The following is a 22,553-nucleotide window of genomic DNA, read 5'->3' as shown; positions in this document are numbered from 1 at the left end:
CGATACGTCCCTGACCTTTTTGCCAACCCTTATCACCCATGACCCCAACCCCGCCATCATCCCGACCCGTTGTCCTCGTGACCGGCGCCGCCAGGCGGCTGGGCCGCGACATCGCGCTGGCGCTCGCGGCCGGCGGCTGGCAGGTGGCAGTGCACTACCGCAGCTCCGAAGAAGACGCTATTAAAACAGTAGCTGCTTGCGCACAGCTGTCGGGCGCTGCAGCCGCTTTTCATGCAGATTTAAACGACGAAACGGCGGTGCGCGGCCTGCTGCCGGCCGTGGTGGAGCGCATGGGCCAGGTCGATGCCGTGGTGAACAACGCCTCGACCTTTGAGCAAGACAGTGCCGCCAGCTTCGGTTTCGCCGCCATGGACCGGCATCTGCACAGCAACACCGGTGCCGCCATCGTGCTGGCCCAGGCCCTGCATGCGCATGTGGCCTCGCGCGGTGCCAGGGGCGCCGTCGTCAACCTGCTGGACCAGAAGCTCTGGAACCAGAACCCCGACTTTTTCAGCTACACGCTTTCCAAGGCTGCACTGGAAGCAGCCGGCACCATGCTGGCGCTGGCGCTGGCGCCACAGGTTCGTGTGGTCGGCGTTGCGCCGGGGCTGACGCTCACCAGCCACCTGCTCACCGACGAACAATTCGAGGCCCGCCACAAGCTGTCGCCGCTGGGCCGGTCGTCCACCCCCGCCGACGTGGCGGCCACGGTGAAGTTTGCACTGGAGAACAGCTCCATCACCGGCACCACGCTGCTGGTGGATGGTGGCCAGCACCTGATGAAGTTCGAGCGCGATTTTTCGCTGATGTAAGCCATCGGCAACGGCTTACACATCACCACAACCGACCCACTACAGACTGGCACCATGTTCAATTCCCGGGGCACCCAAATCCTGAACCTCACCGGTTTGCGCTTTGACGCCAACCTGGGCATTCTGGATCACGAAAAAACTGCGCCGCAACCGATCCAGGTCGATGCCGAACTGAACCTGGGCGCGCAGCCGCTGCTGCCCCATGACGACGACATCCACCATGTGCTGGATTACCGCAAGGTGCGGCAGATCATCATCACCGAATGCACGTCTGAACACGTCAACCTGCTGGAAAGCCTGATCGGCAAGCTGGCGCACCGGCTGATGAAGTTGCCCGGCGTGCTGGGCGTGCGGGTGAAGATCGCCAAACTTGAAATTTTTGACGACTGCGAAGTAGCCATTCGCATCGAGACGGGACAGTGGTGAACGATATGGGAGCGAACGATATGGACGCTGTGTGGGAAGAAGCCGTACAACAGCATGAGCAGCAGGAGAGTTCTGCACGCGTGCAAAACAGCATGAAGATTGAGCGCGAAGACCACAAGCTCGAAAAACGCCTGTGCCGCGAAGTCGGCCGCGCCATCGTCGACTTCAACATGATTGAAGAAGGCGACAAGGTCATGGTGTGCGTCTCGGGCGGTAAAGACAGCTACGCCATGCTCGACATCCTGCTCAAGCTGCAAAAGCGCGCACCAATCAATTTCGAACTGGTGGCCGTCAACCTCGACCAGAAGCAGCCCGGTTTCCCGGAGCACATCCTGCCAGACTATCTCGGCAAGCTGGGCGTACCCTTCCATATCGAAAACCAGGACACTTACAGCATCGTCAAACGCGTGATCCCCGAAGGCAAAACACTGTGCTCGCTGTGCTCACGCCTGCGCCGCGGCATTTTGTACCGTGTCGCGGGTGAACTCGGCTGCACCAAGGTTGCGCTGGGCCACCACCGCGACGACATGCTGCAAACCTTTTTCCTCAACATGTTTTTTGCGGCCAAGCTCAAGGGCATGCCGCCCAAGCTGGTGAGCGACGACGGCAAGAACGTCGTCATCCGCCCCATGGCCTACGTGACCGAGAAAGACCTGACGCGATGGGCGCAGGTGCGCGAATTTCCCATCATCCCGTGCACGCTGTGCGGCAGCCAGGAAAACCTGCAGCGCAAGCAGGTCGGCAACATGCTGCGCGAATGGGAGAAAAAATTCCCCGGCCGGCTGGAAAACATGTTCGCATCACTGCAAAACATCGTGCCTTCGCACCTGATGGACAACAAGCGCCATGATTTCAAGGGCATCAAGGCAACCGGCATTGCCGAGCCGGAAGGCGACAAGGCTTTTGATACCGAAGAGTTCCGGGAGCCGGTGCCGCCGGGGCTGTCCGTGATCGGCGTGCATTCGGGCTGATTGATTTTTCGGCGCTCTTCGTTTTCAACAACTCATTGCTTTGGAGGCCTCATGAAACGTGCGTTCGCGATTTTCTTCATGGCTGCCATGGCTTTTGTCATGGCGGGCTGTTCCACCGTGCGCCTGGTCGACAGTGACGTCACCGCCTTCTACAACTGGAACGGCCCGCCGCCTGCGCCTGGCACACCGTATCGCTTTGAGCGCCTGCCTTCCCAGCAGGCCGCCGGCTCACCGCAGGATGCCGTTGAAGGCCTGGCGCGCAGCGCCCTGGCCAAGGTGGGAATGGAGCTCAATCCGCCCGCCGCACGCTACAGCGTGCAGATTGTGGCCAACACCCAGATCGTGGACCGCGGTCCCTATGGCTACAGTCCCTACGGCGGTTTTGGGTTTGGAAGCGGTGTGTTCATGGGCGGCGGCAGCCGCGGCGTCGGGGTCGGCCTGTCGTTCCCAATCGGCGGCGGAATTTCGGAGCCAACCTATTTCAAGCGGGACCTGAGCATCGTGATGCGCGACCTTCGAACCAACCAGGTCGCCTATGAAACACGGGCGCTGCACGACGGCGTCTGGTCGGACACGCCGGCCGTGCTGCCCGCCATGCTGGACTCGGCCCTGCGCGGCTTTCCGCAGCCGCCGCCGGGTACGCGCCGCATCAATGTCGAGATTCCCCGATAAGAATGGAATCAACGCGCGTCATTGCCATACGTCACGGTGAAACCACCTGGAATGTGGACACCCGCATTCAGGGCCACCTGGATATTCCCCTCAACGACACCGGCCGCCGGCAGGCCGAACGCATGGCGCTCGCGCTGGCCGACGAACCGATCACCGCGATCTACGCCAGCGACCTGACGCGCGCCTGGGAGACGGCGCAATACCTGGGCCGTGTGCTGGGCATCGAGGTGACGCGCGAAGAAGGCTTGCGCGAACGCGGCTTCGGCGACTTCGAAGGGAAAACCTTTGCGGAGATTGAAGCCCTGCTGCCTGACCAGTCGATGCGCTGGCGCAAGCGGGACCCGGAATTTGCGCCCGCTGGCGGTGAATCATTGCTCGACTTGCGTAGCCGGGTGGTCACCACCGCCGAGCGCCTGGCAGCCGCCCACCCGGGCGAGCTGATCGCCATGGTGGGCCATGGCGGGGTGATGGACGTGCTTTACCGCGCCGCCACGCGGCTGGACATCCAGGCCCCGCGTACCTGGGCGCTGGGCAACACGGCCATCAACCGCCTGCTCTGGACGCCCCAGGGCTTCTCCCTGGTGGGCTGGGCCGACACGCAGCACCTGGAAAACGACGCACTGGACGACAACGGATTTTCCAGCGGCGATGCCGGCGCCCGTCTCGGCGCACAATAAGCGCAGAATAAACATCAATGCACTCATGAGCACACAGCCGCCCCGCCTGGCCGAACTGATCGGGAAACCGGTCAACGACATCGACACGCCCGCCCTGGTCATCGACCTGGACGCAATGAAGCGCAACCTTGCGCGCATGGCTGAATTTGCCAAGAAGCACAATGTCCGCTGGCGTCCCCACGCCAAGCTGCACAAAAGCGTCGCGCTGGCCAAGGCGCAGATGCGGGCCGGCGCCATTGGCGTGTGCGTGCAAAAAACGTCCGAAGCCGAAATCATGGTGGCCGGCGGTGTGTACAACGTCTACATCAGCAATGAAGTGATCGCCCCGGCCAAGCTGGCCCGTGTGGCGGCGCTCACCCAAAAAGTCGCGGCCCAGGGAGGCCACCTTGCTATTGCGGTGGACAGCACCGAGGGTGTGATCCGTCTGGCACAGGCCATGACGGAGGCCCGCATCAACAACAAGAATGCGGGTGCCACCGTGATCGACGTGTTTGTGGAAATCGACGTCGGCCAGGGGCGCTGCGGTGTCGAGCCCGGCGCCGCCGCTGTCACGCTGGTGCTGGAAATCCGCAAACACCCCGCGCTGCGTTTTGCCGGCTTGCAGGCCTACCATGGCAAGGCCCAGCACATGCGCAGCGCCCAGGAAAGGCGCGACGCCATTGCCAGGGCGGTGGAGGCCGTGCTCCTGACGCGCAAACTGGTAGAAGCCCAGGGCATCACGGTAGACCTGGTCACGGGTGCCGGCACCGGTAGCCTGATGCTGGAGGCCGCCAGCGGCGTCTACGGCGAATTGCAGGCCGGCTCTTTCATGTTCATGGACGCCGACTACGCCCAAAACGAAAGAGACCCGTCGCAGCCGCAGTTTGAGCACGCGCTGTTTGTCAAAACACAGGTCGTCAGCACGCACGCCGGCCATGCCGTGTGCGACGCCGGCCACAAAAGCCACGCCATTGATTCCGGCCTGCCGCTGGTGCATGCCTTTGACAGTGAAAGCGAGCTGGCCTATTTCAACGGCGGTGACGAGCACGGCATTTTGCGGCCCGCCGGCGACAGCAAACGCCTGCCCGGCCTGGGCAGCATGCTGTGGCTGATTCCCGGCCACTGCGACCCTACCGTGAATTTGCACGACGCCATGATCGGCGTGGCCGGTGGCTTGCGCCACGGTACGGTGCAGCGCATTTACCAGGTCGACGCCCGCGGCGCGCTGACCTGACTCCCCTGCGCGTAGAACAGCGCGCCTAGAAGTTCACCCCGTAAACAGCGTACATCGGCGAAGGGGCGCCATTGATGCGCCCGCCCCGGTACTCTGCTTCCCGCGCCGACTGCAGCACCGCCTCATTGAGTTCGGCATGTGTGGACGACAGCACGCGCGCATCAAGCAAGCGGCCTTCGGCGTCCAGCAGCGAAATCACGACGATGCGGCCATGCACGCCCTGCGCACGGTAAGCCTGCAAGGCGTCCAGCGCGCCGGGCTTGCGCACCCGTGCGATGGCAATCTTTTGCCCCATGCCGTCGCCGTCCTGCATCGCCGGCGCTTGCGGATGGTCGGCGTAGAGCTTGCTCATCTGCCGGAACAGCTCGGGGAATTCCGGCAAGCTGGAGGTGGCCGCCAGAGGGACGGCTGGGTTGGGCGTGCGCGGTGTAGGCGCGGGGCCCGTGCAGCCGGCTACCAGAAGGGCAATGCCGGCCAGCGTGACGCCGCCAGCCGAAGAGTACAGGTTCCTGCGCATGCTGCCGCCCTTTAATTGAAAATGTCGTTGCCACTGACCGGCGGCGCCACACCCAGGTGACGGTAAGCGGCCAGCGTGGCGATGCTTGGGCGGCGGCACAGCAAAATCATCAGTCTGGATGGACACGGCAGAGGGCAGAGGGTGGGCTGGTCACTATAGCGTGTCCCCGGGCTGAAACACGCAAGCGCTTATGGCTATAGTCGATGCAACATTCCCCGAAGCCAGGACCTCTTCCATGATGCACCGCCTCGCCCCAGTGCGCGCTGTCCCCACCTCTCCCACATCCCCTTGGCGCACTGTGCGCGGCAAGGCCGGTACCTGCGGCGCCCCCCTGCCGCCGCTCGATAACGCGCTGGACGAAACCAGCGCCTGAAGCACTCCACCATGCTGCATTACTGGATGCACGCAGCCGCCCACCCGTGGTGGGAGCAGCTGTTATATGCCGGCCTCATCATCACGGCCGTCGTGTTGCTGTTTCTGATTTTGTGGTGGCGAAAGCGTGCTGCGCGGCCCCGCCAAGGTGACTTTGCTGCACTGGTACAGCGCCAGTCGATCGCTGGAGCACTGGCGGAGCAGCAGCAAAGCCCGCTGGCCGACGCAGCCGATGCCTGGCAGCAAACGCAAACCGCCCTGGGCACCGTCAAAACGGGCGTGGAACGTGTGCTGGCACTGGTATGGTGTCTACTGTCAGGCCTGCTGTGCGCCATCAGCACCCTGTACATCGTCGGAGCCGTCTGGGATTTTCCCGCAGTGAACTGGGGCCTGTTTGCGTTCTACGCGGTATTGGGCACGGTATGCGCATGGTTTGCGCGGCTGCAATGGCGAGACTTGCGTGGCTTGAAATAAGCCCACTGCTCCGCACAACATGGGATGGGACCCAAGCCCGTCGCATTGCTCTGTTTTTAATAGCTACTCGCGCGCGCTCCACCTGCGCAAGAAGCCATTTCCTCACTCCACAGAAAACAGCCCGCCTTCAGTCTGCGGCGGGGTCACCCCCAGGTGCCGATACGCAGCCAGCGTGGCGATACGCCCGCGCGGTGTGCGTTGCAGATAGCCCTGCTGGATCAAATAGGGCTCGATCACGTCTTCAATTGTGTCGCGCTCCTCGCCGATGCTGGCGGCGATGTTGTCCAGGCCGACTGGGCCGCCGTCAAAGCGATGGATCACCGCTTCCAGCAGCTTGCGGTCCATCACGTCAAAGCCTTGCGGGTCCACGTCCAGCATGGCCAGTGCCTTGTTGGCAATGTCCAGCGAAATGTGGCCGGTGCCTTTCACGTCCGCATAGTCGCGCACGCGGCGCAGCAGGCGGTTGGCGATGCGAGGCGTGCCGCGTGAGCGGCGGGCGATTTCAAAGCCGCCTTCCTCATCCATTGGAGCGTTCAGCAGCTTGGCGCTACGTTTGACAATGCGTGCCAGTTCGTCGGGCGTATAAAACTCCAGCCGCGCAACGATGCCAAAACGGTCACGCAGCGGATTGGTCAGCATGCCGGCGCGCGTGGTGGCTCCCACCAGGGTGAAGGGCTGCAAATCGAGCTTGATGCTGCGCGCTGCCGGGCCTTCGCCGATCATGATGTCGATCTGGTAGTCCTCCAGCGCGGGATAGAGGATTTCTTCGACCACGGGACTCAGGCGGTGGATTTCGTCGATGAAGAGAACGTCGTTCTTTTCAAGGTTGGTCAGCAGCGCCGCCAGGTCCTTGGGCTTTTCCAGCACCGGACCCGAGGTCTGCCGCAGGTTCACGCCCAGCTCATGCGCAATGATGTGCGAGAGCGTGGTCTTGCCCAGACCGGGCGGGCCAAACAGCAGCACGTGGTCCAGCGCCTCGCCGCGCTTTTTTGCCGCGCCGATGAAGATCTCAAGCTGGTCGCGCACCTTGGTCTGGCCGACGTACTCGTCAAACAGTTTGGGGCGCAACGCGCGCTCGATCGCTTCCTCGCCGGGTGAGGCCGGGGCAGCCGACATCACGCGCTTGGCGGGCGGGAAGTCCCCGGGAGCGAAATCGTCGGTTTGTATGCTCATACTGGGTTACCGGCCTATTTCGCCAGCGCCTTCAACGCCAGCTTGATGCCGTCGCTCACACCGATGTCTTTCGGCAGCGCTTTCAACGCCAGCGCCGCATCGCGGTCGCTGTAGCCGAGCGCCACCAGGGCCTGCAGGATATCTGACTGGGCATCGTTGGCGACGCTGACCTGGATGCCGATGTCGGCGCCCAGCTTGCCTTTCAATTCGAGCAGCAGGCGTTCGGCGGTCTTTTTACCGATGCCGGGCACCTTGATGATGCGGCCGGCCTCCTGCTGGGTGACGGCTTGCGAGAGCTCCTCGACGCTCATGCCGCTAAGCACGCTGAGCGCGGTGCGCGGGCCGACGCCTGAAATCTTGATGAGCTGGCGGAAGGCCGCGCGTTCGGTAGCGCTACCGAAACCGTAGAGGATTTGCGCGTCCTCGCGCACCACAAAGTGCGTCAGCAGGCTGACTTTTTCGCCCAGGCCGGGCAGGTTGTAGAAGGTGCTCATGGGCACCAGCACTTCATAGCCGACGCCGTTGCAGTCCACCAGGATTTCCGGGGGATTTTTTTCGGCCAGCTGGCCAGAGAGTCTTCCAATCATGGGCAAATCTTATCAGTCAGACGCAGGCGCCTGTTTGGGCGGACAATTGTGTTTTTTCGCCTTTAACCGCCGTTTTTTCAGGAAAACCACCGCCTTGATTCTTCGTCACACTTTCACGCCGCCGAACAACACCCGCATGGGCCACCTGTGCGGACCCATGGACAGCCACATCCGCACCATCGAAGTGGCGCTGGACGTCACGATTGCCCACCGTTTCGAGCAGTTCAAGATCGACGGCACCAAGGTGAAGGCCAACCAGGCGCTGGAAGTGCTGCAGGCCCTGTACGAAATCGCCCAGCGCCCCATAGAGCCCGAAACCGTGCAGCTGATGCTGGCCGGCGACACCGCGCTCAGCATCGCACCCGACGGCGCCATGGCGCTGTCGACCCGCCGCGCCGACCTGCGCGCCCGCACCACCAACCAGGGCACCTACCTGGAAAACATCGCCACCCACGACATCACTTTCGGTATCGGTCCGGCCGGCACCGGCAAGACCTATCTCGCCGTGGCGTGTGCGGTGGATGCGCTGGAGCGCAGCACGGTGCAGCGCATCGTGCTGACCCGCCCGGCGGTCGAAGCCGGCGAGCGCCTGGGTTTCCTGCCGGGCGACCTGAGCCAGAAGGTGGACCCTTACCTGCGTCCGCTGTATGACGCGCTGCATGAGCTGATGGGTTTCGAGCGCGTGCAAAAGGCCTTTGAGCGCCAGCAGATCGAGATCGCGCCGCTGGCCTTCATGCGCGGCCGCACGCTGAACCATGCCTTTGTCATCCTCGACGAAGCGCAAAACACCACGCCCGAGCAGATGAAGATGTTTTTGACCCGTATCGGCTTTGGCAGCAAGGCCGTGGTGACGGGCGACATCAGCCAGGTTGATTTGCCGCGCACGCAGCTGAGCGGCCTGGTGGACGCCGAGCGCGTGCTCAAGCGCGTCAAAGGCATTGCGATCACGCGGCTGACGAGTGCCGACGTGGTGCGCCACCCGCTGGTGGCCCGCATTGTGGATGCGTACGACAAGACGCGGCCCGGCATCGCAGCAGAAGTTGCTACAGATTCGATAGCTGCTCCCGCACGCCGCACCAGCGCCAGGAGCCGAAATGGCTCTTAAAAACCTGAGCCTGTCCTTGCAGTTTGGTGACCTGAAAGACGCCGCCCGCCACCGCGCAGCCCTGCCGCGCCACAGCGTGGCCCGCTGGATCCGCCACGCGCTCGCGCACGACGGCGAGATCACCGTGCGCATCGTCGACGCCGAAGAAGGCCAGGCGCTGAACCGCGACTACCGCCAGCGCGACTACGCCACCAACGTGCTGACCTTCGACTACACACGAGAGCCGGTGGTCACGGCCGACCTGGTGCTGTGCGCGCCGGTGGTGGCCAAAGAGGCGAAAGAGAACAAAAAAACGCTGCAGGCCCACTACGCCCATCTGCTGGTACACGGCACGCTGCACGCGCAGGGCTGGGACCATGAAACCGGCGAAGCCGATGCCGAAGCCATGGAAGCGCGTGAAATCGAGATCCTGGCTGGCCTGGGCATCCAAAACCCTTACCGCTGAGATTCAAGGATTTTTGGGCTGAAGACCAATAAGGACGGGCGCAAGAAGCTATTGAATTGATAGCGAGTTCACGTGCCCGGCAGAACCTGCAGGGGAATGGTCACCGGCCCGTCATTGACCAGGTGCACCTGCATGTCGGCTGCGAATTGCCCGGTTTCGACTTGCGGGTGCAGGCTGCGGGCCTGGGCCACAAAGTAGTCGTACAGCCGGCGCCCTTCGTCAGGCGGGGCTGCGCCAGTGAAGCTGGGCCGGTTGCCGCCCGAGGCGTCGGCCGCCAGCGTGAACTGGCTCACGATGAGCAGCCCGCCCTTGACGTCCTGCGCGCTCAGATTCATCTTCCCCGCGCTGTCTGAAAAAATCCGCAGCTTGAGTATCTTGGCCAGCAGCTTGTCAGCCTGCGCCTCCGTGTCACCGCGCTCGGCGCACACCAGCACCAGCAGCCCGCCGCCTATCTGGCCGACGGTTTCGCCGGCAATCACCACGCGGGCTTCGGCCACGCGCTGCAGCACTGCCTTCATCAGTCGGTCACACCGGCAGCCACAAACAGCGGCTTGCCGACCGGGCCGGCAAGGAAACTGACGAACTGCTGGGCCACGTCCTGCTGTTTGCCGGAAGCCAGCGGCGCGGCGGTGTACGACGTGTAGTTCTGCACCTCGGCCGGCACCGGGCCGACGAGCCTCAGGCCCTTGTCCCTGTACAGAAGAATCTCGGTCATCGCACCGAAACCGATCTCGCGTCCCTTGCCCTTGAGCACGTGCTCCATCACCGAGGCGCCATCGGGGTAACGCGTGGTTTTGCTTTCCACCTGCGCATACACGTCCATCTTCTTGAGCAGGCCTTCCAGGTACAAGCCGGTGGAGGCGCGGTTGAACACCAGCGAGTCGGCGGCCAGCACCGAGCGTTTGAGTGCCTCGGCATTGGCGATGTCGGGCACCGGCGCGCCTTCGCGCACAGCCACACCCATGCCGACACGGCCGACGTTGGCGCGCGTTTCCGCCAGCTTGCTAGCCGCGGCAAATTCGCCGATGACGGCCGGCGGCGCAATCACCACGTCAAACGCCGGATTGCTGTCCATGCGCTTTTTCAGCTCGGGTGCGGTGTTGAAGGTGATTTTGGCGGTGTGGCCGGTCTGCTTTTCAAAAGCGGCCGCGGCCGCCTTGAGGCCGGGCTCGATGGCACCGGCGCTCAGCACCTGGAGCTCTGCCGCCTGCGCGGCGGCGCTGAGCAGTGCGCAGGCAAGGACGCGGGCGGCAAGCGCAAGAGGGGTTCGTGTCATCAAGGCTCCTGGACTAATGGGTAGAAGGTCGGAAGGTCGGGGAAATTATCGGCGGCCGGAAGAGGGCGGCAGGACGTCAGATCAGGTCGGCCTCGTCGTCGAAATGGGCTTCCACATCGCTGGGAAGCAGCTGGATGCTGGCGCGCAGGCCGGGCACGGCGCTCATCAGCGCCTGCTCAACGCTGGCGCGCACGGCCGCCGCGCGGCCCAGCGACCAGCTGGCCGGCATGTGCATGTGCATATCGACAAAGCGCCGCTGGCCGGCGCGGCGCGTGCTCAGGTGGTCAAAGCGAATGGTGGGGTGGCTGAAGCCTGCGAGTGTTTTCTGGATCTCGGCCAGCACTTCAGGCTCCACTGCCTCATCCATCAGGCCCTGTGACGAGCGCCAGACCAGTCTGCCTCCCTCCCACAGGATATTCAGGGCCACGCCGATCGCTACCACGGCGTCCAGCCAAAGCCAGCCGGTCAACATGACAGCGCCTATGCCGACCACCACACCGGCTGAGGTCCAGACATCGGTCACCAGGTGCCTGGCGTCGGCCTCAAGCGCGATGGACCGGTGCAGCCGGGCCGCGCGGAACATCGCCCAGGCCAGCAGGCCGTTGAGTGCCGAGCTGCCCACCGACAACGCCAGGCCCCAGCCAAGCTGCTGCAGCGGCCGAGGATCCAGCATGCGGTGCGCGGCAGCCCAGATGATGGCCACTGCCGCACCGACGATCAGTGCGCCCTCGAAGCCGGACGAAAAATACTCGGCCTTGTGGTGGCCATAAGGGTGGTCGTCGTCGGCCGGGCGCTGTGCGATCGTGACCATGGCCAGGCCAAAGAGGGCGCTGGCCAGGTTGACGAAAGACTCCATGGCGTCAGACAGCAGGCCCACCGAATCCGTGATGTACCAGGCTGCCGTCTTGAGGACGATGGTGACTGCGGCCACTGCGACGGAAGCGCGCAGCAGCCGTTGCGGCGTCAGGGACTGCCAGGCGGGAAAATTCATTTGTGCATTGTGAGGTATGGGGGCATGCCGGGTAACAAACCGGAGAGGGTGGCGGGGTGACAAGACTTGCCCGGTGAATCGTAACCAAAGGTAATGGATAATCCGCCCAAAGAGGTCTTCATGAAACATCGCTATCTGACAGCCTTGGCCGGACTGATGCTTGCAGCCGTGCAAGCCGCCGCACAAACCCCGCCGGAGCCTGCCGTGGCCGTCCCCACTCCGGCAGCCGCGCCAGCCGAGGCATCGGCCCCACCCGCTTCTGTACCCTTGCCGCCACCTCCACTCGCCCCCGGGCAGGCCGGCTTTCTGAAAACCCTGCGCGGTGACGTCAAGCTGCTGGAAGCCGGCGGCGCAGCGCGACCGGCAAAGGCCGGAGACCCCGTGTTGCCCGCCGGCCGCATCGTCACCGGCGCCGACTCCGCCGCCAGCCTGGTCCTGCGCGACGGCACCACGGTGGTGGTGGGTCCGGCTTCGCAACTGGACATCAAGGGTTTCAGCTTTGATGCCACCACACAAGAGGGCGGCCTGCTGCTCTCCCTGCTGCAAGGGTCGCTGCGCATGATGAGCGGCCTGGTGGGCAAAGCCCACCCCGAGACCGTGCGCATCGAGACCAAGACCGCTTTCATCGGCATTCGCGGCACCGATTTCATCGTGCAGGCGGACCCACAGCCATGAGGATCCATTTCCCCCTTCTCTCCGCCATTCTCCTGAGCACGTTGCTGGCGGCTTGTTCCACCGGCACCCGTGTTGTGTTGCTGCCGCAGGAGGACGGTACGCCGTCCGCCGTGGTGGTGCGCGCCAGGGAAGGCGCAGGCGCCGAAGCCGTGCTGTCCGTGCCTTTTCAGCGCGCCACGGCAGCGCGGGGTTCAACGGGTGCCCCCAAGGTGGACCAGGCTGATCCGGCCAAGGTTCGCGCCGATAACGCTGCGCTGTATGACATGGCGCCGCCTCGGGGCAAGCGCTACACCGTGTACTTTGATGCGGGCGGCACGGTGCTGACCGCCGAGTCGCAAAAGATCATGGAAGACGTGCTCGCCGATGCGCTGGCCCGAAGTGGCGGCGACATCGTGATCACCGGCCATACCGACACTGTGGGCGCTGGCGCCAGCAATGACGTGCTGTCGGCCCAGCGGGCGCAGCAGGTGCGCCAGATATTGATTGACCGCCAGTTTCCGGCGGAGCGCATCGAAGCGGCGGGCCGGGGTGAACGCGACCTGGCCGTGCCTACCGCCGATGAAGTGGAAGAACCGCGCAACCGGCGCGTGGCCATCGAGGTCCGCTAGGGAAATCGCCAGAATTCAAGTGAAATTACCCTGCAGCCCAATAGGGACGGGCGCAAGCAGCTATTAAAACTGTAGCGCTCGGTCGCCGCCCCGTGCCGCGCTTCAGGCCAGCGTGACCCTGGCAAACTTGCGTTTGCCCACCTGCACCACATACGTTCCGGCTGCCAGCTTGAGCGCCTTGTCGCTCACCACGCTGGAATCAATCCGCACGCCGCCGCCGTCGATCAGGCGCGTGGCTTCGCTGCCCGAGGGCGCCAGGCCCGCAGCCTTGAGCAGCGCACCAATGCCCATCGGTGCGCCTGACAGCGACACCTCGGGAATCTCGTCGGGCACGCCGCCCTTGCTGCGGTTGATGAAGTCCTGCTCGGCGGCATCGGCCGCAGCGGGCGAGTGAAAGCGCGCAGTGATTTCCTTGGCCAGCGCCACTTTGGCGTCCTTGGGGTTGCGCCCGCCCTCGACTTCGGCCCTCAGCGCCGCGATGTCGGCTTCGCTCTTGAACGACAGCAGCGTGTACCACTTCCACATCAGCACATCGGAGATCGACAGCACCTTGGCGAACATGGTGTTGGCGTCTTCGCTGATGCCGATGTAGTTGTTCTTGCTCTTGGACATCTTCTCGATGCCGTCCAGGCCTTCGAGCAGCGGCATGGTCAAAATGCACTGCGGCTCCTGCCCGTACTCCTGCTGCAGGTGCCGGCCCATCAGCAGGTTGAACTTCTGGTCGGTGCCGCCGAGTTCGAGGTCGCTCCTGAGGGCCACGGAGTCATAACCCTGCATCAGCGGGTACAAAAACTCGTGCACGCTGATAGGCGTGCCGGCCTTGTAGCGGTCGTTGAAGTCGTTGCGCTCCATCATGCGGGCCACGGTGTAGTGCGAAGCCAGCTTGATCATGCCGGTAGCGCCCAGCGGTTCGCTCCACTCGCTGTTGTAGCGCAGCTCGGTTTTGGCGGGGTCCAGGATCTTGTCGGCCTGGGCCCGGTAGGTTTCGGCGTTGACCTTGATCTGCTCGGGCGTGAGCGGGGGCCGGGTGGTGTTGCGGCCGGACGGGTCGCCGATCAGGCTGGTGAAGTCGCCTATAAGAAAAATGACTGTATGGCCCAGATCCTGGAGCTGACGCATTTTGTTCAGCACCACGGTATGTCCGACATGAATGTCAGGCGCCGTCGGATCCAGCCCCAGTTTGATGCGCAGCGGGACGCCCGTGGCCTCCGATTTGGCCAGTTTTTGTATCCAATCGTTTTCCGGGATCAGCTCATCGCAGCCGCGCAAGGACACAGCCAAGGCCTCCCTGACGCGGTCGGTGACGGGGAATTTTGTAACAAGCTCTTGATTCATAAGGGTTTTTCACATGTCGAGGAATTGTCCGACAGATATACTGGCGGCTCTCCTGCAGCGGCGGAGCCATTTTAGTTGGCCTGCAATTTGCTGATCAGGAAACTCATTACCGGATGGCTCCGGCCCCACCCCTGCATTCAGGGCTGGCCGCCAAAGCTCTCCACCTTTTATACAGCAGTCCGGTGCTCCCTAGCGCCCGATGCACTTTTGTTGGGAATACTGCTTTGTCACTGCCATCTCCCTCCCAGATACTGCTTCCCATCGCCGACAGCCTCCGTCGCCATCCCAAACGGGTCACCGCCAGCCTTGCAGCGCTGCTGCTGGGCACAGGCGTCACCGCATTCGGCGTTGCGCCCCTGGCACCCGATGCGGCCAACCTGCCGGTCCGCCAGATACTCGAAGCGGTCGAGCCTTTGCCCACGCAGATACAGACCGACTCCCTCACCGATTTCCGTTTCAAGCTGTTCCGCACCGAAAGCACCCGCAGCAGCGACACCGCCGACACCCTGCTCAAGCGCCTGAACATTGATGACAGCGCCGCAGCCGCCTTCTTGCGCAGCGACGCCAATTCCCGCACCATTCTTGCGGGCCGCGCCGGCAAGAACGTGACCGCCGAAGCCAGCGACAGCCAGCAGTTGCTCAAGCTCAGCATGCGCTGGCCGACGGATGACGAAACGATGTTCAAGCGCCTCGTGGTCGAGCGCGGCGCCACCGGCTTCACATCGCGCATCGAAACCGCGCCCTACGTCGCCACTGCGCGCCTGTCCAGCGGCAGCATCCAGACATCGCTGTTCGCCGCCACCGACGACGCCCGCATCCCCGACGGCGTGGCGGTGCAGATGGCCGAAATTTTCTCCAGTGACATCGATTTCCGCCGCGCACTGCGCAAGGGCGACCGTTTCAACGTGGTCTATGAAAGCCTGGAAGCCGACGGCGAGCCGCTGCGCACCGGCCGCGTGCTGTCGGCCGAGTTTGTCAACGCCGGCAAGGCCTACCAGGCCATGTGGTTCCAGCCTCCGGGCGTGGACGCCACGGGCGCTGCCAACAGGGGCGGCTACTACACCCTCGACGGCCAGAGCCTGCGCCGCGCCTACCTGAGCTCGCCCGTCGAGTTCTCGCGCATCAGCAGCGGCTTTTCGATGCGCTTTCACCCCATCCTGCAAAAATGGCGCGCCCACCTGGGTACCGACTTCGCAGCGGCTACGGGAACGCCTGCACGTACCGTCGGTGATGGCGTGGTGGAGTTTTCGGGTGTCCAAAACGGTTACGGCAACGTGGTGTTCGTTCGCCACCGCAACGGCCATGAAACCGTCTATGCCCACCTGAGCAAAATCATGGTGCAGCGCGGCCAGAACGTCAGCCAGGGCCAGACCATCGGTCTTGTCGGCTCCACCGGCTGGGCCACCGGCCCACACCTGCATTTCGAGTTCCGCGTCAACGGCACCCAGCAGGACCCGATGACGATCGCCAAGCAGAGCGAGACCATTCCCGTGTCTACGGCCGCCATGCCGGCATTCAGGGAGCTCTCAGCAGGCGTGAAGACTCAGCTGCAAGCGGCCGCCACCATCACGCAAACCCGCGCTGAGTAAGTGGCCCCCACGGTCGCTCACTTCGTGTAGCTCCCTGCCCCCCGAGGGGGCCGCCCGCCTGTGGCCCGGCAAAGCCGGTTCCACGGCTCATGCTGGGTTTAAGAGTTCAGAGGACACTGCCCGCGGCCCCTGCTGGTAAAGACGGTGCGTTCACATTCGCCCGCTGCGGCAAAATAGGCCCATGCCTATAACGTCCGATTACTACATTGGCCTGATGTCAGGCACTTCGCTCGACGGCGCTGATGGCGTGCTGGTCGATCTTTCCGGTGGAAAACTGCGCGTTCTTGCCGCGGCGACTGAATCTTTTGATGGGGTTTTCCGTGCGGAGCTGCTGGCGCTGAATTCGCCTACGCACAATGAACTGCACCGCGCTGCCATAGCCGCCAACCATATTGCGGCAGCCTATGCCAAAGTCGTCGATGCGCTGCTTACCCAGGCTGCGGCACAGGGTATCGCCGCCTCGCAGGTTCGCGCCATTGGCGCGCACGGCCAGACGGTGCGGCACCAGCCGCAAAGAACATCACCCGACCCGGCGGGCGCAGGCTACACGCTCCAGCTCAACAACCCGGCTTTGCTGGCAGAGCTCACGGGCATCGATGTGGTGGCTGATCTCCGCAGCCGCGATGTGGCGGCCGGTGGCCAGGGCGCACCTCTGGTGCCGGCATTTCATCAGGGCGTTTTCGGCCATGCTGACGCCACGGTGTCGGTGCTGAACCTGGGCGGCATTTCCAACCTCAGCGTGCTGCCGCCTGGAGCGTCGTCACCCGTGCTGGGCTTTGACTGTGGACCGGGCAACGCCCTGATGGATGCATGGTGCCTGCAACATACCGGTCAGCCTTATGACGCCGGCGGCGCCTGGGCCGCCACGGGCAAGCTGTTGCCAGACCTGCTGGCCAGCCTGCTGGACGAGCCCTATTTTTCGCAACCGATTCCCAAAAGCACTGGCCGCGATCTTTTCAGCATGGCCTGGCTGGCCGGCAAGCTCGCGCCCTTTTCTGTGGCGCGGCCACAAGACGTCCAGAACACCCTCGCTGAATTCACTGCCAGCGTCTGCGCGGCGGACGTCAACAGCCATGGAAAAGCCAGCAGCCTGCTGATTGTCTGCGGCGGCGGCGCCTTCAATACCTACCTTCTTGAGCGCCTGCAGGCCGGGTTGCCGCAGCTCAAGGTTGAGACTTCCGGCCAGCATGGCTTGCCGCCTTTGCAGGTGGAGGCGGCGGCCTTTGCATGGCTGGCACAGCAGGCGTTGTTGCGCAGGCTCGGTAATTTGCCGAGCGTGACGGGGGCAAAGGGGTTGCGGGTGCTGGGGGCGATCTACCCGGCTTAGGCTGGGCCGGATAGCGGTCGGGCTTGTTCCGGCGTTGGGCTTTTTGCTGAGGGTTGCTGGCCGGGCAACCCCCGGCCAACTATCCTCAGCAAAGAGCGCGCCGTCAAATCAATGACGATCCTAAAAACCGCTATTAATTCAATAGCTGCTCGCGCCCGTCCCTAAAGGACTTCAAGGCAAATCTTTATAAGGTTCCGGCTGCGCCGCATCCCTCGGCCCCACGGTGCTAAGCCGGGCTTTCAGCGACTGCGGCCGCCCCGTCAGGATGGCCGCGTAGTTGGTGGTGTTGGACAGCACTTTTTTCACGTAGTCGCGCGTTTCGCTGAACGGCACGTTTTCGGCCCAGATCGCAGCGTCCAGCACCGGGCCGTTGCGCCAGGTGCGCGGCCGGCCTGGCCCGGCGTTGTAGGCGGCCGCGGCCATGGGCATGGAGCCGTTGAAGTCGTCCAGTGCGAACTTGAGGTAGGCCGTACCGATCGCGATGTTGGTGTCGCGGTCGTTGAGCTGCTCTTGCGTGAAACCTTCCAGGCCGATTTTTTTGGCGGTCCAGCGCGCCGTCGCGGGCATGACCTGCATCAGGCCTGAGGCGCCCACGCCGGAACGCGCGTCCATGATGAAGCGGCTTTCCTGGCGGATCAGGCCATACACATAGGCCGGATCCAGGTTGATGGACTGGCTGCGTTTGGTCACCGTTTCGCGAAACGGCATCGGGAAGCGTTGCTCGAAGTCGATCTCGCCTTTGGTGCGTTCGCTGGTGTTGATGCATCGGTCCCAGATCTGGCGGTCGCAGGCGAACTGGGCAGCTGCCAGCAGGTCGCGGTCACCCATGCCGCCGCGCTTGTGCAGGTTGGTGCTGTAGTTCCATTCGCGCGTGCCTTCGGGGCGCAGGCCGATGGCAATGGCATAAGCGGCGCGGTTCAGGCCCGGGTTCAGCCGTGCAGTCTCTTTTTCCTCGGCCGTCAGCGGCGCTGGCCTGGCCGGCACCGTGATCTTCTGGCCCAGCTCTTCCAGCGCGAGTTGTTCATAAAAGCCACGGGTCGACGCAAAGGACTGCAGCAGGGCCAGGGCCTCGGCCCGTTGCGGCGCGATGGTGATGCCGGTGCTGATGGTTTGCGTAACCCCCGGGGTGGTTGCCACGACCACAGGCACTTTGGGCGCCGCGTCAGGCGGCGCGGTGGCCAGCAGCGCACGCGCTTTCCAGTAGCTCCAGGTGGGGTCCTTGCGTGCGTCGTCGCTCATGGCGTTGACGGCCGCCAGCACCAGCGTCCAGTTGGGCTGTGTGCCCGCGCGCAATGCCGCCCGGGCTTTCCAGCCCAGCATGTCGTCGGTGAGGTCGGTGTCCTTGGTGACCTTGGCAAAGTATTGCAGTGCGTCGCCTGCCGGTGCGGCGCCCAGGCGTGTGGCGGCCTGGCGGCCGATTGCCCCCCAGACCCAGTTGCGCTCCTCGGTGTTCAGCTGCATGCCCCATTTGTTTTCCAGCTGGAATGCGGCGCCTTCGGTGTCGGAAATCGCCATTTTGATCAATGCCAACGTAATGATTTCACGCCGCGCCTTGCTGATCGCCAGGTGTTTGCCGGACAGGAACTTGATGGGGCTGGCGTTCAGTTCATTGACCATGCCGACAGCGTCGGGCGCAATGATCTGTACCGCGCTGGTCGCTGCGCGTGGCCGGTTGGCCTCGGTGGCCAGGCGGGCCTTGATCCAGACGTCCTGCGCTGTGAGGTTTTTGGTGGAGGCCAGCCGCTCGGCGGCCGAGTTACAGCCGTCGTCTGCCTCTCGCTGGGCGTACCAGTTTTTTTTCACTTCGTCGGCCAGGCGCGCATCAGCCACCGGATTTTTGAGGTGTTCGACCAGCAGTGCGTAGCAGCGTACTTCCTTGTCGTCGTTCATCCGGTAGTTGGGGTATTCAGCGGCAAAGCCGGCCCAGTCGCGGCGCTGGCCCAGCAGCAGCAGCCAGTCGTTGCGCAGGCGGTCTTCCTGGTAGGTGCCGGCGTAGCGGCCGAAAAAATCCTGCACTTCCTGCGCACTGGCTTCCCCCAGGCGGGCTTTGAGCTCCCAGTAGGCGGCCCAGGGTTCGAGCGCGTGGCCCCGGGCCTGGGGCAGCAGTTGTGCCAGCCGGCCCTTGTCGCCTCGTTTGAAAGCCTTGTTCATCTCCACAATCACGTTGTCGGCTGCGCTGGCGCTTGCGGGAAGGGTGGTTTGGGCGGTTGCAGGGACGAGCAGCGTCAGGGAGGCAATCGCGGAAAAAATGGCGGGCAGGGAGGCCGCACGTACCGGGCCGTTAAGAAATTTGTATAGCATCGGGACATTATGGACAAATTAAGCATACGCAAGGCGCTGGTGGAAGCGCGACTGAACATGCCTGACCGCCTGGTGCGGGCTGACCTGCTGCAGCGTGTGATGCGCATCTGGCTGGTAGGTTCCACGCACGAGGTGATTGGCGCGTATTGGCCCATCAAGGGCGAGTTCGATCCGCTGCCTGCGCTGTACCGCTGGCAGGAAGATGCCATTTTGAGCCAGGATTCATCATCAAATCCGGCGCTGGACCAAGTGGAACGTGCGCAACTAGCTACTGAAAGCATAGCAGCGCGGTCGCCGCGCAAGATCGGTCTGCCGGTGGTCAACAAGCTGCACAAGACATTGACTTTCCATGCCTGGTACCCGGGCTGCCCCATGGAAGAAGACGCCTACGGTATTCCGAAACCAAAAGATACAGAGGTGATTATTCCCACTCTGCTGTTCGTGCCCTGTGTAGGTTACGGGCCCGGAGGCTACCGGCTGGGCTATGGCGGGGGCTTTTACGACCGCACGCTGGCCACGCTGCAACCACGGCCTTTCACAGTGGGCCTGGGCTATACCCAGGGCTGGCTGCCCGACATGGAGCCCGAGCCGCACGACATTCCGCTCGATGCCATCCTGAACGACAAGGGCGTGGTCTGGCCGGTTTGACCGCCGGCGCCTGCTTTTTCCCCGCCTTCGAAGCCGGTAAGTGCCGATAAGCGCCGGTATATTAGCCACCTATTCGCCATTTGAGCGAAGCGGTTAATAAAAAAAGGGGGGTAACGCATGGCAGTCGCTGGTGAAGACAGCAATACGGTAAGCAGCAGGATCCGCAAAGACCTGCTGAAGGTTCTGGCCCTGGCGCTGGTGACCCTGTTTCTGGTTCCGGGTTCAACCCTGCTATTCGCCAGGCACGCGCAACAGCAACTCGACCGCACCATCATCCAGTCGATAGAGCGGCAGGTCGACCAGGACTCGAGCATGTCCGCCGAAAGCAAGGCGCACACCAAGAAGTTTTACCGTGACAACCCGGTCTCCCGCATATGCGCCGACGCCAACGCCGACCTCGTACAGGACAGGGACATGTTCTGCGAGCCGTTCTCCGAAGTCTGGCAGTTTTACGCAGCGCATGTCATCGCCAAATGGACGATCGCTGGCGGTGTGGCCATCTTGCTGCTCGAACTGTTGCTGGGCGCCGTGGCTTTCTGGAACCGCAAGGCCCAGTACCTGAGTTTTGTGACCGGCTGGCGCCTGCTGAGCCTTGCCAGCGCGGCGCAAATGCTCGTGCAGGGCACCATGCTTGTCTGGTTGTCCTTTTGGGTGACGGCATTTTTCTTTCACGTGTATTACATCAAGCTGATCGCGCTGATCGGCTTTGTGGTGGCTGTCGCGGTGTTCTTTGCGATTGCCGGGCTGCTGCGGCGCCCCGCAATGGCAAACACCATCGACGGGGCGCTGGTCAGCGACAGCGACGCGCCGGGCCTGTGGGCCAATACCCGCGCCCTGGCTGCACGCCTGAAGACCGCACCGCCCAAACAGATCGTGGCGGGCATCGACACCAATTTTTTTGTCACCGAAGCGCCGCTCACGGTGGCCGGCCAGGCGCTCACCGGCCGCACGCTGTTTGTCAGCCTGCCGCTGTTGCGGCTGCTGGACCGGGCCCAGGCCGATGCTGTGCTGGGCCATGAGCTCGCGCATTTTCGCGGTGGCGATGCCGCCAGCAGCGCCCGGCTTGGCCCCAAGCTGGTGCAGTACGACCACTACCTCGGCCTGATGCGTGGCGGCGGCCTGACGGTGGCGGTCTATCACCTGATGTACCTGTACCGGGTGATCTTTGAGTTCGCGCTGATGCGCGACAGCCGCGAGCGCGAATTCAAGGCCGACCGCGCCGCCGCGAAGCTGGTTTCGCCGCAGGCCATTGTGGAATCGCTGATCAAGATTACCGCCTACGCGAGCTACCGCTCGGAAATCGAGCGTGAACTGTTCGAGCACGACCGGCAGCACGGCCAGCAACTCGGCATTGCGCAGTTTGTGGCCTCGGGCCTGGCACCCTACGCCGCCTCTACCAAATTCGTGAAGGCCATGGGAACAGCCAGCGTGCCGCATCCGTTTGACTCGCACCCGGCCATGCTGGACCGCATGAAAAACGTGCGCCACCTGGTCAAGCCCGATGCCTTCGGCGCCATCGTGACTGATCCACCATTGCGCAACTGGGCTGACGACATACAGAGCGCGCCGCAGATTGAGCAACGACTGTGGTCGGCATACGAGCAGGGTTTTGCCGCCGACCATGAACGTACCCTCGCTTACCGCTACGGGCCGGACAATGACATGGAGCAGGCACTGGTGCTGCGCTACTTTCCCCCTGTGCTGTTTCAGCTCAAGGGCACCCTCTCTGTCGGTGTGACATACAGCGGCCTGCAGCTGCCTGGCAAGCCCGATGAACTCTCGTGGGATGACATCCAGAACCTTGGCTATGAAAACGGGTTTGGCGGCGATGTCCTCACGGTTACCATGACTGAAAAAGGCCTGTTGGGGGCCAAGACCACCAAGGTAAAGCTGCCCGGCATCAGTGCGCAGCGGGAGCAGTTCAAAGAGGTGTTGGGGACTTACCGGCACCGGCATGAGGTGATGCGCAAGCAGTTGGCGGGGTAGGTTTTCATCGGGCCGGGTCTTGCTCCGGCCTTTGCGTTTTTTGCTAAGGATTGCTGGCCGGGGGTTGCCCGGCATGCAACTCACTTTCTTTTGCTTCGCCAAAAGAAAGTAAGCAAAAGAAAGGCGACCCTGGTTCCTGCGTCCCTTCGCTTCGCTACGGGCAACCTGCGGTGCTCGGTCCAGCCGGGGTCAAAAACAACTCGCCTGCGGCTCAAACAAGTTTTTGCCCTGATCCGTCTGGCCCTGCGCTCCTCGGCGCATCCACAAAGGGTGGGGGAAGGAATGCCGAACAGCCAACAACCGAATACCAGAACCCGGACACCTGAAGAAGGACACGCCATGGCGTGTCCTTGTCGGTATTGGTATTGGAGAG

The 22,553-nt window shown here is 63.3% G+C and carries 24 protein-coding genes; 16 read left to right on the top strand and 8 right to left on the bottom strand.

Going from position 1 to position 22,553, the window contains the following annotated elements:
* The first annotated feature begins 38 nt into the window (after window positions 1-38).
* From AC1D11_RS18640 to AC1D11_RS18615, 6 genes are read left to right on the top strand one after another with little or no spacing between them, the layout of a single operon-like run.
* Window positions 39-812, top strand: a complete 774-nt coding sequence (locus tag AC1D11_RS18640) for an SDR family oxidoreductase (protein ID WP_477648190.1) — start codon at window positions 39-41, stop codon at window positions 810-812.
* Window positions 813-866: 54 nt separating this feature from the next.
* The gene (locus tag AC1D11_RS18635; RefSeq protein WP_348046741.1) at window positions 867-1,238 is read left to right on the top strand and encodes a dihydroneopterin aldolase; all 372 of its coding nucleotides are present in this window, start codon (window positions 867-869) and stop codon (window positions 1,236-1,238) included.
* Between the two features lie 20 nt (window positions 1,239-1,258).
* Entirely contained in the window at window positions 1,259-2,209 is a 951-nt protein-coding gene (gene ttcA, locus AC1D11_RS18630; RefSeq protein ID WP_477651477.1) for a tRNA 2-thiocytidine(32) synthetase TtcA, read from the top strand.
* A gap of 51 nt (window positions 2,210-2,260) precedes the next feature.
* Entirely contained in the window at window positions 2,261-2,881 is a 621-nt protein-coding gene (locus AC1D11_RS18625; protein WP_477648188.1) for a DUF4136 domain-containing protein, read from the top strand.
* A gap of 2 nt (window positions 2,882-2,883) precedes the next feature.
* Complete coding sequence (locus tag AC1D11_RS18620) at window positions 2,884-3,558, top strand: histidine phosphatase family protein (protein WP_477648187.1); 675 nt, start codon at window positions 2,884-2,886, stop codon at window positions 3,556-3,558.
* Between the two features lie 25 nt (window positions 3,559-3,583).
* The gene (locus AC1D11_RS18615) at window positions 3,584-4,771 is read left to right on the top strand and encodes a DSD1 family PLP-dependent enzyme (RefSeq protein WP_477648186.1); all 1,188 of its coding nucleotides are present in this window, start codon (window positions 3,584-3,586) and stop codon (window positions 4,769-4,771) included.
* 25 nt (window positions 4,772-4,796) lie between these two features.
* Here AC1D11_RS18615 and AC1D11_RS18610 read toward each other — a convergent pair whose 3' ends face one another.
* Window positions 4,797-5,288, bottom strand: coding sequence for an energy transducer TonB family protein (locus AC1D11_RS18610; protein WP_477648185.1), 492 nt, complete (start codon window positions 5,286-5,288; stop codon window positions 4,797-4,799).
* A gap of 235 nt (window positions 5,289-5,523) precedes the next feature.
* Between AC1D11_RS18610 and AC1D11_RS18605 the strand changes: the two genes are divergently transcribed.
* Together AC1D11_RS18605 and AC1D11_RS18600 are read left to right on the top strand one after the other, a co-directional pair.
* On the top strand, window positions 5,524-5,661 hold the full coding sequence (locus AC1D11_RS18605) for a hypothetical protein (RefSeq protein WP_477648184.1): 138 nt from the start codon (window positions 5,524-5,526) through the stop codon (window positions 5,659-5,661).
* Window positions 5,662-5,672: 11 nt separating this feature from the next.
* Complete coding sequence (locus AC1D11_RS18600; protein ID WP_477648183.1) at window positions 5,673-6,134, top strand: hypothetical protein; 462 nt, start codon at window positions 5,673-5,675, stop codon at window positions 6,132-6,134.
* Between the two features lie 102 nt (window positions 6,135-6,236).
* On the opposite strand, the gene ruvB is transcribed toward AC1D11_RS18600, so the two are convergent.
* Together ruvB and ruvA are read right to left on the bottom strand one after the other, a co-directional pair.
* Window positions 6,237-7,307, bottom strand: a complete 1,071-nt coding sequence (gene ruvB, locus AC1D11_RS18595; RefSeq protein ID WP_477648182.1) for a Holliday junction branch migration DNA helicase RuvB — start codon at window positions 7,305-7,307, stop codon at window positions 6,237-6,239.
* A gap of 14 nt (window positions 7,308-7,321) precedes the next feature.
* Complete coding sequence (gene ruvA / locus AC1D11_RS18590; RefSeq protein WP_477648181.1) at window positions 7,322-7,894, bottom strand: Holliday junction branch migration protein RuvA; 573 nt, start codon at window positions 7,892-7,894, stop codon at window positions 7,322-7,324.
* A 94-nt stretch (window positions 7,895-7,988) separates the two neighbouring features.
* Between ruvA and AC1D11_RS18585 the strand changes: the two genes are divergently transcribed.
* Together AC1D11_RS18585 and ybeY are read left to right on the top strand one after the other, a co-directional pair.
* On the top strand, window positions 7,989-8,999 hold the full coding sequence (locus AC1D11_RS18585) for a PhoH family protein (protein ID WP_477648180.1): 1,011 nt from the start codon (window positions 7,989-7,991) through the stop codon (window positions 8,997-8,999).
* Window positions 8,989-9,444: an rRNA maturation RNase YbeY gene (gene ybeY / locus AC1D11_RS18580; RefSeq protein WP_477648179.1), complete on the top strand. Its 456-nt coding sequence runs from the start codon at window positions 8,989-8,991 to the stop codon at window positions 9,442-9,444. The genes AC1D11_RS18585 and ybeY overlap by 11 nt, the downstream gene beginning before the upstream one ends.
* Window positions 9,445-9,512: 68 nt before the next feature.
* On the opposite strand, the gene dtd is transcribed toward ybeY, so the two are convergent.
* The 3 genes from dtd to AC1D11_RS18565 form a co-directional block, all read right to left on the bottom strand.
* On the bottom strand, window positions 9,513-9,962 hold the full coding sequence (gene dtd, locus AC1D11_RS18575) for a D-aminoacyl-tRNA deacylase (RefSeq protein ID WP_477648178.1): 450 nt from the start codon (window positions 9,960-9,962) through the stop codon (window positions 9,513-9,515).
* Complete coding sequence (locus AC1D11_RS18570) at window positions 9,962-10,720, bottom strand: substrate-binding domain-containing protein (protein WP_477648177.1); 759 nt, start codon at window positions 10,718-10,720, stop codon at window positions 9,962-9,964. The genes dtd and AC1D11_RS18570 overlap by 1 nt, the downstream gene beginning before the upstream one ends.
* 76 nt (window positions 10,721-10,796) lie before the next feature.
* Window positions 10,797-11,711, bottom strand: coding sequence for a cation diffusion facilitator family transporter (locus AC1D11_RS18565; RefSeq protein ID WP_477648176.1), 915 nt, complete (start codon window positions 11,709-11,711; stop codon window positions 10,797-10,799).
* Window positions 11,712-11,831: 120 nt separating this feature from the next.
* On the opposite strand from AC1D11_RS18565, the gene AC1D11_RS18560 reads away from it, so the two are divergent.
* Together AC1D11_RS18560 and AC1D11_RS18555 are read left to right on the top strand one after the other, a co-directional pair.
* Window positions 11,832-12,386 carry a FecR family protein gene (locus AC1D11_RS18560; RefSeq protein ID WP_477648175.1) on the top strand — a complete coding sequence of 185 codons (555 nt, stop codon included), beginning with the start codon at window positions 11,832-11,834 and terminating at the stop codon, window positions 12,384-12,386.
* A complete protein-coding gene (locus AC1D11_RS18555) occupies window positions 12,383-12,994 on the top strand; it encodes an OmpA family protein (RefSeq protein ID WP_477648174.1) in 612 nt (203 codons plus the stop codon). Before AC1D11_RS18560 ends, AC1D11_RS18555 begins: the two co-directional genes overlap by 4 nt.
* A gap of 102 nt (window positions 12,995-13,096) precedes the next feature.
* Here the strand turns inward: AC1D11_RS18555 and tyrS are convergent, their stop codons facing one another.
* Window positions 13,097-14,329, bottom strand: a complete 1,233-nt coding sequence (tyrS, locus tag AC1D11_RS18550) for a tyrosine--tRNA ligase (RefSeq protein WP_477648173.1) — start codon at window positions 14,327-14,329, stop codon at window positions 13,097-13,099.
* 224 nt (window positions 14,330-14,553) lie between these two features.
* On the opposite strand from tyrS, the gene AC1D11_RS18545 reads away from it, so the two are divergent.
* The gene (locus AC1D11_RS18545; RefSeq protein WP_477648172.1) at window positions 14,554-15,918 is read left to right on the top strand and encodes a peptidoglycan DD-metalloendopeptidase family protein; all 1,365 of its coding nucleotides are present in this window, start codon (window positions 14,554-14,556) and stop codon (window positions 15,916-15,918) included.
* A 187-nt stretch (window positions 15,919-16,105) separates the two neighbouring features.
* The gene (locus AC1D11_RS18540; protein WP_477648228.1) at window positions 16,106-17,245 is read left to right on the top strand and encodes an anhydro-N-acetylmuramic acid kinase; all 1,140 of its coding nucleotides are present in this window, start codon (window positions 16,106-16,108) and stop codon (window positions 17,243-17,245) included.
* A gap of 171 nt (window positions 17,246-17,416) precedes the next feature.
* Here AC1D11_RS18540 and AC1D11_RS18535 read toward each other — a convergent pair whose 3' ends face one another.
* The gene (locus AC1D11_RS18535) at window positions 17,417-19,546 is read right to left on the bottom strand and encodes a lytic transglycosylase domain-containing protein (RefSeq protein WP_477648171.1); all 2,130 of its coding nucleotides are present in this window, start codon (window positions 19,544-19,546) and stop codon (window positions 17,417-17,419) included.
* Window positions 19,547-19,555: 9 nt separating this feature from the next.
* On the opposite strand from AC1D11_RS18535, the gene AC1D11_RS18530 reads away from it, so the two are divergent.
* Together AC1D11_RS18530 and AC1D11_RS18525 are read left to right on the top strand one after the other, a co-directional pair.
* Window positions 19,556-20,194: a 5-formyltetrahydrofolate cyclo-ligase gene (locus AC1D11_RS18530; protein WP_477651343.1), complete on the top strand. Its 639-nt coding sequence runs from the start codon at window positions 19,556-19,558 to the stop codon at window positions 20,192-20,194.
* A 117-nt stretch (window positions 20,195-20,311) separates the two neighbouring features.
* Window positions 20,312-22,180, top strand: coding sequence for a M48 family metallopeptidase (locus AC1D11_RS18525; RefSeq protein WP_477648169.1), 1,869 nt, complete (start codon window positions 20,312-20,314; stop codon window positions 22,178-22,180).
* Window positions 22,181-22,553 lie beyond the last annotated feature (373 nt).

The sequence above is a fragment of the Polaromonas sp. P1_E11 genome, assembly GCF_056405995.1.
Note: the sequence above shows the minus strand (reverse complement) of the source record. Positions and strands in the feature narration are given on the sequence as shown.